Source organism: Kitasatospora sp. NPDC051702 (genome assembly GCF_040681575.1).
GTDB lineage: Bacteria > Actinomycetota > Actinomycetes > Streptomycetales > Streptomycetaceae > Kitasatospora.
Genome location: NZ_JBFAZB010000008.1, coordinates 190,363 through 202,914 on the forward strand (window position 1 = coordinate 190,363; position 12,552 = coordinate 202,914).

Below are 12,552 nucleotides of genomic sequence, written 5' to 3' on the forward strand. Positions count from 1 at the left end.
GCCCAGACAGCTGCCGCGGGCGCAGCCGGCCCGCCCGCAGCCGGGTCCGTTCACGGTGGTGGCTCCTTCGACCCGTCGGTGCAGTTCCAGCGTCCGTCGGCTGCAGCCGGTCGCCACTCGCAGCGTTTCGCTCGCCCGCGGTGCCCGAGCCGTGTGTTCAGCGGCTTGCGGGCATGTGTGTCAGGAGCGCGGCTGCGGTCCAGTCGGGGCCACGGGCGCGGATGCGCTTGCTGAGTTCGGCGGCCCCGCTGACGCCTCCGGCGAGGAGGTCCGCGACTGCGGATCCGGCGGATTCCGGGGTGAGCGTGTTGGGGTCGAGGCAGCGGCCGAGGTCGGCGCGCTCGGCGTCGTGGGCGATGGCGAACTGATCGCTGGAGAAGGGCAGGACGAGTGCGGGGACGCCGGCGTGCACGGATTCGGTGAAGGAGTTGTTGCCTCCGTGGTGGACCATGGCGGCGGCATGGGAGAGCAGTTCCTGCTGCGGGATGACCGGGGCCACGTGCAGCCGTTCGGGCGGGGCGTCGTGCAGCAACGCGTGGCCCGTGACATCGGCGACACGGTTGCCGGCGGCGACGATGACGGAGGCCGAGGTGTGGCGGAGGATTCCTGCCGTGACGGTCGCCAGGACGTCGTGGCGGGCGGACAGGAAGGTGCCCAGCGCCACCAGCACCACGGGGCGCCCGTCTGCGGTCATGCGCGCTAGCACGGCCCGCCACGGCGCGTCCGGCACCGCGGTGCCGCGGTGCGGCAGCAGGTGGCCGGCGTACAAGGCCTTGGGGCCTCGCGGGGCGGGGGGAAGCCAGGGCAGACGTGGGTAGTTGAACACGACCGCGTGCGGTGAGCACAGGGTGAAGGCCCGGTCGGGCTCGGGCCTGCCGGGAGCGTGGAGGCGGGCGATCGCCTTGAAGACGGCGGTGAAGGCGGCGTCGTTGGCCGCGACCGCGGCGCGCAGTCGGTCGAGATCGGCGGGAGCGGGCCGGAGCGTTTCGGGCCACGCGTACGGCAGCCCGAAGTAGGCGTCGGGGGCCGGCAGATAGCTGGGGTGGCCGGGGCAGAAGGTGGCGTAGGGCAGGCCGAGGCAGTGCAGGGCGAGGGTCGCGGAGTAGGAGAGCTGGTCGACGAGGTACCAGTCCGGGCGCAGCTGTGCGTCAAGGGCCGCGAGGTCGCGCAGGACGCGTTCGGGTTCGGCGAGCATGTCGTCGCCGCGGTGGCGCGCCTGGGTGAGGAGGGTTGCCGTCGGCCCGTCGAACGTCGCGTCCAGGAATTCGCGAAGGCGCTGGGCCTCGGCGTCGTCCTGGCGGGTGGATTCGGCGATGCCGTGGTTGGCGTTTCGGGTTACGGAGAGTTCGGTGAAACCGAGCCCGCTCCGGGTGGCGAGGTCGTCGAAGGCACGGGTGCAGGCGAAGTCGACGCGTGCGCCGTGGTGGGCCAGTGAGGCACCGAGCGCGGCGAGCGGCCGAGCATGGGAGTGGAAAGGCGGGCTGATCACGGCGACGCGGGCCATGGTGTCCTCCGTCAAGGGCTTCGGATCGCGTGCGGCTTCCGATGATGCCAGGAATCCCCTGAGAGCCACGGATGGACGACGCGGCCGGGCCGTGCGGCGCAGGGCGGATGCCGTGGTGCCGGGACCCGACGCACCGTGTCCAATCCGTTCCACTACCTGCCTCCGAACGTGCCGGTGACCGTTCGGAGGTATGGGAGGAAGACCGATGACACACCAAGTCACGCCTGGTCCGGCCGCCGCAGCGCGACGGCCCGGTGCCGCGGGCGCCGGGGCTCTCGCCGCCTGGCGGCGGTTCCACTGGACCCAGGGCGTGGGCGCCGTCACCGGTGGTGATCTGCTCGGACGCCTGGCGCGGGCCGAGTACGGGGGAACCCGGGCCCGTCCGGACTCACTCCTGTCCCACTCGGACCGCCGTGCGGCACGGCTCAGGCGATTGGCCAGGCGCGAGCGCGCGATGCCGACCAGGGTGCTGGCCGCCGCAGGCGCAATCCCGGACCTGGAACCGTGGGAACGGACCGCTCTCGCCGAGGCATGGGAACGCAGCTGCGATCCCGACGACGGCCTCAGCGCCAGCGCCGAGATCCGCCGACGGCTGCTCGCGACTCCCGGTCCCGCCGGAACCGCCTTCCTGCTCGATGTGGCGGACGCGAACAGCCTCCGCCCCCTCTCCGCGAGGGAGGCCGCCGGACTGCAGCCCACCGGACGGCTCCAGAGGCATGCGCTCTGGCGCTACCTTTCGGGAGTGCCGGACGGGGGCCTCGTGCTGCCGGGTTCGGACATCGGCCTGGACGCCTACGAGCAACTGCTCCTCGCCGCATGCCACGAGCGGGCCCGCCCCGGGTCGTCGGCGGGACAGCGGTTCAGGGCGGCGTTCGACTCGCTGACGAAGCCCTTCACGGCCTATCCGGTCGTCGCGCAGTCGATGCTGCTGGGCCGCCTGGAGGAACCCGGTGCCGGACTCAGCGGTGGCATGAGCGTGCTGCTGACCGCTCTGGGCGAAGCCCTGACGACCCACGCGCGCGCGGCACGGGTCCTCACCCTGACGGCCGCCCAGCCCTCGGAAGCCCAATGCTCGGAGCAGGTGAGCCGCTTGAGCGCGGCGCACCTGCTTGTGCGACTGCCCGTGGACTCACCGGAGGCACTCGATCCGCAGAACGCAGCCGCACATCAGCCCGCACTGGCATGGTGGACGACCCGAGTCTTCGAACTCCCGGGCGCCCGACCGGACATCACTCACGTCAGGTTCGCCGACGACGCCTCCCTCGCCATCGCCCAGGCCACACGCCGCTACGGCGCCAAGCTCGCCTTCACGGTCACCCCCGATCCGCACCGGACGATGGACGAACGGCACGCCGGCCTGGCCCCTGAGCAGACCACTGATGCAGGCCGCACGCTGCGCCTGGACATGCACCGGATCTTCGTCGCCGACCGCCTCGTGGACCGCGCCGACCTGCTGGTCGCCATGCCCGGGCGGAACGGAGTGAAGGAACTATCGGAACACTTCCCGCAGTTGGACGGAAGGTCGGTCCATGTCCAGCCCGAGGGCATTGCGCCGTTCAGGCCCGCTCCTGACGACGCCGCGACCGGACACAGCATGCTCGCACGCCTGTTCCGCGGCGGTGGCAACGGCGGCGGCCTGGACGCCACCGATCGTGAGCTCCCCCTCCTGCTCTGCGTGGGGCGGCTTCACCCCGTCAAACAGCAGGAGCGGCTGGTGCAGGCCTGGCTGCTCGCCGGCCTGCACCACCGCACGACCCTGTTGCTGGTCGGTGGGTCGCCTACCGACCCGACCACCATCGAAACGGCGGTCAGCACCAGGGTCACCGAACTCCTGGCCGCGGACCCGGTCGCACGAAGCCGGGCGGCACTGTGGCCCGCCCTGCCCAACCGGCGTGTCCGTCTCCTGGAGAAGGCGTTGGCACGGCGCGGACCGGGATCGGCGCTCTACGTGTGCCCCAGCGCGAAGGAGGAGTTCGGCCTTGCCGTGCTCGAGGCCATGGAAGCCGGTCTGCCCGTGGCCGCCCCCCGGCGCGGCGGGGCCTCCCACTATCTGCACGACGGAGTCAACGGGCGGCTGCTGGCCACTGAATCGGCGGACGCGCTTGCCGAGGGCCTGCGCTCGTTCGTCCTCACCTCGACGGCCGAGCTCGCGGCCATGGCGGCAGCCGGGGCTGCGACGGTGCGGGAGCGGTTCGGTATCGACGCCGTGGCGGCATCCCTCGCGGACGCCTACCGGGCCACGTGCCGCACGGACCCGGCCGGTGCAGGTCGGGAAGGCGATGGGTGAGATCCCGCCGAGGGAGGCGGCGTACGGCGGCGGCTCCACGACCCGCCGGCGCGCAGCACCGGGCGGGCCTCGATCAGTAGCACCGGGCGTCCGAACCCGGGCCGCCCTTCCCCGGGGCGGGGAAGCGCGGCCCGGGCTGATCGGCGAACACCCGGGTGCGGGAGCGGTCCGCTCACGCCGGCCGCCCGGGAAGGCCGGAGCGCGCCACCACGCCGGGTACCCCCGCAGGCCGGTTGCGAGCAGTCGACCGCGCGTGGCGGTGGCGCCAGTAGGGGTTGTCGAGCGGCAGCCTGCCGCTCACCCGCCCGTACATGCCGAAGGTGGCGATCACCAGTCCCATCGCGAAGCTGAACAGCACGTTCTGGATGCGGAAGGCCAGGACGTTGGCCGACGAGTCCAGCAGTGCCAGGTTGACGAAGCCGCTGAGGACGAACAGCGCGCCCACGGTGATGTTGATCGTGGAAGCAGTGTTCCCGCCGACGGCCGCACCGCCGACGAGTACGACGGCCGTCACCACCGACACGAGGCTGAGCAGACCGTTGCTGGACAAGCCCGCGACGGTCTCCCCGGAGGTGCTGAAGAAGGACAGCCCGTCCGCGAATCCGAGGCAGCCGAACACGAGGAGGGCCGCACCACACAGACCGGCCCCGACGCGGTAGACCTGGGACAGTCGGTGGTCGACCGGCAGTTCATCGTGCAGTTTCATGGTGTGCTCCATCTCGGGAGGATCCGGTGGGCGCGCACCGTGCGGCCCGTTCTGCAGACTCGGCCAGATGAGCCCAGGGGCGTAGTCGCAGCGGTGCCGCATCGATTGCGCTTCGATCCCCTGCCCAGCGCGTTCTCGCTTCTGGGGACCCGGCACAGGTGGTCGGCCTCGCCGGTCTCCGGCAGGGCGCCGGGCAGGTCGAGCCTTCCGGGTGGTTCTCACCGGTGTGGCGCGGCACCGGATGTTGTAATCTGTCATCCGGACGATGACACACATCAAGTCAGCGAAAGAGTGACGACATGGACACTCCGGACGTCGGCGCCGCCAGGGTGGGGCCGGCCTCGTTCCTGGCCGCCGCCGCCGCGCTGGGCGCGATGGACGCCGCCGCCCGAACCGCCCGCCACGCGCCCCCGGACGACGCAGGCCACCAGGACCCGGCCCAGGCCCTGTCCGCGCTCCTGCTGCTGCGCCATCTTCGCGAGGAACTCGCCGGCTGGGAGACCGGTCTGATCGAGACCGCCCGCGGCGCCGGCGCCACCTGGGCCGACCTCGCCGAACCGATGGGCGTCCAGAGCCGCCAGGCCGCCGAACGCCGCTACCTGCGCATGCGCCCCGACGCCGACGCCGGCACCGAGGCCGGCAGCACCGGGGAGCAGCGCGTCCAGGCCGCACGCGATCAGCGCGCCGCCGACCGCGCGGTGACCACCTGGGCCCGCGACAACGCGGCGGACCTGCGCCGCCTCGCCGGACAGATCGGCGCTCTGGACGGCCTCAACGCCTCGGCGGCGCCCGTCATGGAACGACTGCTCGACGCGCTCGGCGACAACGACGCCGTCCACCTGCTCGCCCCGCTCGCTGCGACCCGGCCCTTTCTGGAAGCGGCCCACCCGGCCATCGCCGGCCGCCTCGATGAGCTCACCGTCCGCACCGACCGACTGCGCGCCGACAGCGGTCGGCACCGCCGCACGCCCCGGCCGGTGCGTGACGGCGCCGGCCAGGTCGGGGCCTGAGCGAGTCGACGCCGTGCGGCCCCCGTGTCCCCTGGCTGGCAACGGTGGTGGACCGTCACCGATGCCGGCGGCCCTGCCCCGCTGGCGCCGCCACCGAGGAGATGCCCGCCGCCGGCCGCGCGGCACGCCCGCACGGCCCGACAACCAGACTCGAACCCCTCACTGCCCGATAGCCTTTCGACTGAAGGAGACGCCTCCCGTGGCCAGCCCGACCGAGACGCTGGAGTTCCAGGCGGAGACACGCCAGCTGCTGCAGCTGGTGATCCACTCGATCTACTCGAACAAGGACATCTTCCTGCGGGAGCTGATCTCCAACGCCTCAGACGCCCTGGACAAGCTCCGCCTGGAATCCCTCACCGACACCGACCTCGAAGCCGACACCTCCGACCTGCACATCACGCTGGAGGTCGACGCGGCGGCCCGCACCCTGACGGTGCGGGACAACGGCATCGGCATGACCCGCGAGGACGTCGTCGACCTGATCGGCACCATCGCCAAGTCCGGCACCGCGAGCCTGCTGGCCAAGATCAAGGAGGCCAAGGACGCGGACGCCGCGCAGCACCTGATCGGGCAGTTCGGCGTCGGTTTCTACTCGGCGTTCATGGTCGCCGACAAGGTCACCCTCCACACCCGCCGAGCCGGTACCGATCAGGGCACCGTGTGGGAGTCCGACGGAGAAGGCACCTACACCATCGCGCCGGCGGACGGTCTGCCGGTGGGAACCTCGGTCACGTTGCACCTCAAGCCGGCGGACGGCGAGGACGGTCTCGGCGACTACCTCGCGGCGTGGAAGATCCGCCAGGTCGTCAAGCAGTACTCGGACTTCATCCGCTGGCCCATCCGCATGGCCCCCGAGCCCGTCGGCGCCACGGGCGAGGCCGAGGGCGCTGCCGAGTCCGCCTCCGGGGACGAGGCCGCGGGGGAGCCGGAGACGCTGAACTCGATGAAGGCCCTGTGGGCACGCCCGCGCTCGGAGGTGACGGAGGGCGAGTACCACGAGTTCTACCGGCAGATCAGCCACGACTGGCAGGACCCGGCCGAGACCATCCACATGCGCGCCGAGGGCACGTTTGAGTACGAGGCGCTGCTGTTCATCCCCGCCCACGCCCCGTTCGACCTGTTCTCCCGCGACACCAAGCGCGGGGTGCAGCTGTACGTCAAGCGCGTGTTCATCATGGACGACTGCGACGCGCTGATGCCGAACTACCTGCGCTTCGTCAAGGGTGTCGTGGACGCCCACGACCTGTCGCTGAACGTCTCCCGTGAGATCCTGCAGCACGACCGCCAGATCACCGCGGTACGCCGGCGCCTGGTCAAGAAGGTCCTCGCCGCCATCAAGACCATGCAGACCAAGGACAGCGAGACCTACACGAAGGTGTGGGAGCAGTTCGGCCGGGTCCTCAAGGAAGGCCTGCTCGAGGACCGCGACAACACCGACACCCTCCTCGAACTCGTCTCGGCCGCCTCCACCCACGACGTGGAGAAGACGACCACGCTGCGCGAGTACGTCGCGCGGATGAAGGACGGCCAGGACGCGATCTACTACCTGACCGGCGAGAACCGCGCCATGGCGGAGAACTCCCCGCACATGGAGGCCTTCACCGCCAAGGGTTACGAGGTCCTCATCCTCACCGACCCCGTCGACGAGGTGTGGACCGACCAGATCCCCGCCTTCGACGGCCACCGCTTCCAGTCCATCGCCAAGGGTCAGGTCGACCTCGACGACGAAGCCGACTGCGACGGCGGCGAGGAGGCGAAGGCGCAGAAGGCCCAGCGCGAACAGGACTTCGCCGCTCTGCTCGCGTGGCTCCGGACCGCCCTGGCCGACCACGTCAAGCAGGTCCGCCTCTCCACCCGCCTGACCACCTCGGCCGCGTGCCTCGTAGGCGACGCCCACGATCTCACCCCGACCCTGGAGAGGATGTACCGGGCCATGGGCCAGGACCTCCCCCAGGTCAAGCGCATCCTCGAACTTAACCCAGGCCACCCGCTCGTCACCGCCCTGCACCAGGCCCACCAGGCGAACCCCGACGACCCGGCGCTCGCGGACACCGCAGAACTCCTCCACGGCAGCGCCCTGCTCGCCGAAGGCGGCGACCTGCCCGACCCGGCCCGCTTCACCCGTCTGCTCACCGACCGCCTCGCCCGCACCCTGTAGCCGTCCGCGGGTGCGGCCCGTCGTCGGCAGTGCCCGGCCGGCCGCACCCGCGTCACTCGGCCGGGACCGCCCGGGCCGACCGGCACACCAGCCGGGGCGGCACGCGATTCCAGGATCCCGTGCCGCCCGGTCGTCCCGGCGCGCCCGGGCCGCCGGTCTAGAAGCTCAGCAGGCCGATTGCGTGGCCGTCGGGGTCGACCACCGGCCACACGGCCAGACCGCGGGCGCGCATGGCGGAGGCCGCGGTGGCGGCGAGCATGTCGCCGGTGGCGAACGGGGCACGGTCGAAGGTGATGCCACGGACCGGGGTGCGCTCGGTGGACCGGGTGCGGACCTGGAAGGGGGCGAGGTGCCGGCGGGTCAGCAGCCCGGCGCAGCGGCCGTCGTCGTCGCGCACCAGGAGGTGGTCGGCGCCGGAGCCGTCGAGGATGTGGATCGCCATGTCGAGCATGACGTCGTCGCTGATCTGGAGCTCGGGGTCGGTCATGAGGTCGTGGACCGTGGTGGTGGTCGCGGGGCGTTGGAGGGTGAGGGCCATGGGGGCTCCGTGGTGTCGTGTCGTTCTCGCCGGGGCCGGCGGTGGTCGGGGTACGGGCGGCGGGACGGCCGCCTGGTCCGCCGGGGCCGAACCGCGGGAGCGGTCCGGCCCGGGCCTGTCCGCCAGGGCTTGTCTGACACTTCCCGCCGCGTGCTGATGCGACGCGAATCGTCAGACAAGCCGCTAGGCCGCGAGGGCGATGCGCCTGGGTGTCCGGCGGCGGCCGGAGGAGCCCCGGGCGCCGCGGCTCGCACCGTTGGCGCGAGTCTCGCCGCCGGTGGGGGCGGGGCGTCCGCGGTGGCCGCGGTTCGTGGCCGCGTTGCGGCGGGGGCGTTCGACGACCGGGTCGGGGATGGCGACGGGCACGCCGGTGGGGACGCGGGCGCCGGTGATGCGGGCGAGCTCCTCGTCGCCGGCGGTGACCCTGGTGGTGACGGGGGTGATGCCGGCGGTGGCCATCAGGCGGGCCGTCGCGCGGCGCTGGTTGGGCAGGACGAGGGTGACGACGGTGCCGGACTCGCCGGCCCGGGCGGTGCGGCCGCCGCGGTGCAGGTAGTCCTTGTGGTCGCTCGGCGGGTCGAGGTTGACGACGAGGTCGAGCCCGTCGACGTGGATGCCGCGGGCGGCGACGTTGGTGGCGATCAGCGCGGTCACCTGGCCGGTGCGGAACTGTTCCAGGGTGCGGGTGCGCTGGGGCTGGGACTTGCCGCCGTGCAGGGCCGCGGCCTTGACCCCGTTCGCGAGCAGGTCCTCGACCAGGCTGTCCGCGCCGTGCTTGGTGTCGGTGAACATGATCACCCCGCCCTCGCGGGAGGCGATGTGGGCGATCGTGGCGTTCTTGTCGAAGTTCTGCACCTGCAGCACGTGGTGCTCCATGGTGCTGACCGCAGCCGCGGACGGGTCCACCGAGTGCGTGACCGGGTCCTTCAGGAAGCGCCGCACCAGGCGGTCGACGTTGCGGTCCAGGGTGGCGGAGAACAGCATCGTCTGCCCGTCCGCGGCGACCTGTTCGAGGAGTTCGGTGACCTGGGGCAGGAAGCCCATGTCGGCCATCTGGTCGGCCTCGTCGAGTACGGTGACGCCGACGCCGTCGAGCCGGCAGTCGCCGCGCTGGATCAGGTCCTTGAGCCGGCCGGGGGTGGCCACCACGACCTCCGCCCCGCGGTTGAGCGCCTGAGCCTGGCGGCTGATCGACATCCCGCCCACCACGGCCGCCATCCGCAACCGCACGGCGTGCGCGAACGGAGTGAGGGCGTCGGTCACCTGCTGCGCGAGCTCGCGGGTGGGGACCAGCACCAGGGCCAGCGGGCGGCGAGGCTCGGCGCGATGGCCGGCGACGCGGGCCAGGACCGCGAGACCGAACGCGATGGTCTTGCCGGATCCAGTTCGTCCGCGTCCGAGGACGTCACGTCCGGCCAGCGAGTTCGGCAGTGTCGCGGCCTGGATCGGGAACGGCGTGGTGACGCCCTGGCGGATCAGTACCGACTGCAGGGCCTCGGGCATGTCCAGCTCGTCGAACGATTCGACTGCGGGCAACGCCGGGGTGGTGCTCACCGGCATCGAGAACTCGCCCTGGGGGGCGCCGCCCTGACGACTGCTCCGGCCGCCACCGGACGGCCGGTCCCCGTAGAAGGAGCCGCCGCGGGAGCGGGAGCCGTAGGCGGCGCCGGCGGATCGGGAGGAGGCCGAGGAACGGAAGTCGGCGTTCTGGTACTGGGAGCGGTGGGAGCGGTTCACGGGAAACCTCCTGGGGGTGGCACGTCGCGAGGCGGATCCGCGGCGCGGGGCGCCGGCAGGAGGTCGCGAGGAACGGGCCGAAGAGTGTGGAGCGCGGGGCGTGGACGGTGAAACCCGTTCGGCACGTCACTTCGGGTCGGCGCTCACCGCCGGGGCGGGAACGGAGATCCTCGAACCGTGGGATGTCACGGCAGGGGCGGCGGTCCGGACGCGGCGCTGCTCGTCTCGCGTGGGGATGGCCGCCGGTGGCGGAGCCAAGGGGCCTGAAAGGCCGGGGACGTGCAGGGCGGAGCAATGCCGAGGGGCCCGCACCGGGCATCGTGTACGCGGTGCGGGCCCCTCGCTACCAGGCGGGTGCCGTGGCAGAAGTACTACAGCGGGCGAATGTTCTCGGCCTGCGGGCCCTTCTGGCCCTGCGTGACGTCGAACTCGACCTTCTGGCCCTCGAGCAGCTCACGGAAGCCGTTGGCGTTGATGTTCGAGTAGTGGGCGAAGACGTCGGCGCCGCCGCCCTCCTGCTCGATGAAGCCGAAGCCCTTTTCCGCGTTGAACCACTTCACAGTGCCATTAGCCATAAAGAAATCTCCTTAGAGGGGCTGTCCGGAGCGCGCACAGTGCGCGCTCCGAGTCGCCGCGATGAGCACCCACCCGGGGAAGAGCCGGGACACAAAAATGCGCCTGCGAATACATCAGCAGGCGCACACAAAGTTCATGGGAACCACTACTGCAACTACAACGACTCTAGCAGGCCCGGGCCCGCCGTGGGTGGATGTTCCGACCCCGGTTCTGCGGCCGCCCTTGCCGGGAGGCGCTGGTCACTAGGTAGTAGTGCTTTCAAAGTGACTACCTGGCAACCTAGTTGGGAATATCATCCGCCACCTTCGGGCACCGGTCGGTCGCTCCCCGGGGAGGGCGAGCCGCGTAGGCGACGATCCTTCCCCCGGCGCGGCGGGCCCGCGAAAGCGACGTGCCACGCCCACCGGCCGGCCGGAGGCACTCCGGAATCGAGTGCGCGAAGAAGGCGCGCTCCCGCGATTTTCGGCGCATACTGCGGGGGATGAAGAAATCTCCAGCAGTCCGCCGTGTCCTGCCCGCCAGCCCCTTCAAAGCCCCGATTGAAGCACCGCGCAAGCACTTCGCCGTCGGTGACCGCGTCACCCACGACACGTACGGCCTCGGCCGGGCGATCGGTGTCGAAGGCGACAGCGCCATCGCGGTGCTCGTCGACTTCGGATCGCGGCAGGAACGCATTGCCCAGCCCTACGCCACGATGTTCAAACTCTGACACCGAACGCACGCGGTTCTCCGAGATCACCGGTGCCGGCACCACCACGGGCTCCGCGCGATCTGCCCGAGCTCCGCGCGCCCCAGGCGCAAGCCCCCCAGCGCCGGGGGGCGACGAGCCGGGCCAGCATGGGGCCGTAGCGGTCGGCGGCGAGGATGCCCTCGACGACGACGTGGAAGCCGTGGTCGAGGGCGTGACGGGCGACCAGGTCGATCAGGCCGACGTTCGCCCCACCCGCGACGTCGCGCTCCCGCAGCACGTCGCGCCGCAGGACGTCCTGGCCGACGACGGCGATCCCCCGGCCGTCCGCCGCCCTCACGCCGTCCGGCGCCCTCGCGCCGCCCCCCCCGCCCGCCAGCCGGGCGGGCTGCGCCTCGTCAACCTGCGCACCACGCCCGTCCGGGCCGCTCCTGCGGCATCGGTGGCGGCAGGCTGACGGGCCGGACCGAAACGGAGCCCTTCGGTGGGAACGACGCCCGGGCCGCCGCCCCGGTCGGCGCTGCACGCCACTTCTGCTCGGCACTCGGCGTTCAGCACTCGACCCGTACGGCGGCGGCGAGCATCGCGAGCCGACCGGCCGGGTCCTCTCCGGCCACGCGCGGATAGGGTCTTCCGTCATGGTCGAGAGTTGGCGGGACGACAGGATCGGCAGTGCGCTGAACGGCACGAACCCCACCGTGCTGCGGCGGCTCGACGCCGGGTTCGCGGTGATCGGTGACGTGCAGTTCCTGCCGGGGTATTCGGTTCTCCTGGTGGACGAGCCCGACGTGCAGCGCCTGTCCGAACTGCCGCGGAGCAAGAGGCTGGCCTTCCTCGCGGACATGGACCGGCTGGGTGAGGCCGTGGAGCGGGCCTGCCGGCGGCTGGACCCGGAGTTCCGGCGCGTGAACCTGGAGATCCTCGGCAACACCGACGGCTTCCTGCACGCGCATGTGTGGCCCCGGTTCGAATGGGAGAGCCCGGACCTCGTGCGCCACCCGGTGTGGCGGTACCCCGCGGAGAACTGGCGCGACCCGGCGAGCGCGCTCGGCCCCGAACACGACGCCCTGCGCGAGGCGATCGGCCACGCGCTCGACGTGCTGTCCGCCCCGGATGCTGGTCCGGAACGCGCGGGATGAGACGGGACGGGGGAGGGGCGGGCAGGGCCTTCCCGCGGTGAGGGTGTCTCGGGTGGTTCTCGGGGGCGGTGCCACCGGGGGTGGCTCAGGGGAGTGGCGGGCGTCGCGGGCGGGGTGCCGGATGGCTGAGGGTGGGCGGCTGATCGGTTGATCAAGGGCGCGACACGCGTGCATTAGTCACATCATGTCACTGGACCGTTACATCATGT

General features: G+C 71.9%; 10 protein-coding genes and 1 pseudogene. 5 read left to right on the plus strand and 6 right to left on the minus strand.

Features of this window, described 5'->3' with window-relative positions:
• Window positions 1–157 precede the first annotated feature (157 nt).
• Window positions 158–1,504 (minus strand): glycosyltransferase, encoded by a 1,347-nt coding sequence (locus tag AB0N04_RS10305; RefSeq protein ID WP_360215656.1) that lies wholly within the window; start codon window positions 1,502–1,504, stop codon window positions 158–160.
• Window positions 1,505–1,814: 310 nt separating this feature from the next.
• Between AB0N04_RS10305 and AB0N04_RS10310 the strand changes: the two genes are divergently transcribed.
• Window positions 1,815–3,791, plus strand: coding sequence for a glycosyltransferase family 4 protein (locus AB0N04_RS10310; RefSeq protein WP_360215653.1), 1,977 nt, complete (start codon window positions 1,815–1,817; stop codon window positions 3,789–3,791).
• A 172-nt stretch (window positions 3,792–3,963) separates the two neighbouring features.
• Here the strand turns inward: AB0N04_RS10310 and AB0N04_RS10315 are convergent, their stop codons facing one another.
• Window positions 3,964–4,497, minus strand: a complete 534-nt coding sequence (locus AB0N04_RS10315) for a DUF4383 domain-containing protein (RefSeq protein ID WP_360215650.1) — start codon at window positions 4,495–4,497, stop codon at window positions 3,964–3,966.
• Between the two features lie 299 nt (window positions 4,498–4,796).
• Here AB0N04_RS10315 and AB0N04_RS10320 point away from each other — a divergent pair, with 299 nt between their 5' ends.
• Together AB0N04_RS10320 and htpG are read left to right on the plus strand one after the other, a co-directional pair.
• The gene (locus AB0N04_RS10320) at window positions 4,797–5,507 is read left to right on the plus strand and encodes a type III effector protein (RefSeq protein WP_360215647.1); all 711 of its coding nucleotides are present in this window, start codon (window positions 4,797–4,799) and stop codon (window positions 5,505–5,507) included.
• Between the two features lie 199 nt (window positions 5,508–5,706).
• Window positions 5,707–7,665, plus strand: coding sequence for a molecular chaperone HtpG (gene htpG, locus AB0N04_RS10325; RefSeq protein WP_360215644.1), 1,959 nt, complete (start codon window positions 5,707–5,709; stop codon window positions 7,663–7,665).
• Between the two features lie 157 nt (window positions 7,666–7,822).
• Here the strand turns inward: htpG and AB0N04_RS10330 are convergent, their stop codons facing one another.
• From AB0N04_RS10330 to AB0N04_RS10340, 3 genes are all read right to left on the minus strand, one after another.
• Window positions 7,823–8,203 (minus strand): CBS domain-containing protein, encoded by a 381-nt coding sequence (locus AB0N04_RS10330; RefSeq protein WP_360215641.1) that lies wholly within the window; start codon window positions 8,201–8,203, stop codon window positions 7,823–7,825.
• A gap of 183 nt (window positions 8,204–8,386) precedes the next feature.
• A complete protein-coding gene (locus tag AB0N04_RS10335; protein ID WP_363363940.1) occupies window positions 8,387–9,940 on the minus strand; it encodes a DEAD/DEAH box helicase in 1,554 nt (517 codons plus the stop codon).
• Window positions 9,941–10,311: 371 nt separating this feature from the next.
• The gene (locus tag AB0N04_RS10340) at window positions 10,312–10,515 is read right to left on the minus strand and encodes a cold-shock protein (RefSeq protein ID WP_035850027.1); all 204 of its coding nucleotides are present in this window, start codon (window positions 10,513–10,515) and stop codon (window positions 10,312–10,314) included.
• Between the two features lie 482 nt (window positions 10,516–10,997).
• Between AB0N04_RS10340 and AB0N04_RS10345 the strand changes: the two genes are divergently transcribed.
• On the plus strand, window positions 10,998–11,225 hold the full coding sequence (locus AB0N04_RS10345; protein ID WP_360222337.1) for a hypothetical protein: 228 nt from the start codon (window positions 10,998–11,000) through the stop codon (window positions 11,223–11,225).
• Between the two features lie 109 nt (window positions 11,226–11,334).
• Here AB0N04_RS10345 and AB0N04_RS10350 read toward each other — a convergent pair.
• Window positions 11,335–11,547: pseudogene (locus tag AB0N04_RS10350) on the minus strand (kinase); the annotation flags it as partial.
• 295 nt (window positions 11,548–11,842) lie between these two features.
• Between AB0N04_RS10350 and AB0N04_RS10355 the strand changes: the two are divergent.
• Window positions 11,843–12,343, plus strand: coding sequence for a diadenosine tetraphosphate hydrolase (locus AB0N04_RS10355; RefSeq protein WP_360222334.1), 501 nt, complete (start codon window positions 11,843–11,845; stop codon window positions 12,341–12,343).
• Window positions 12,344–12,552: the final 209 nt, after the last annotated feature.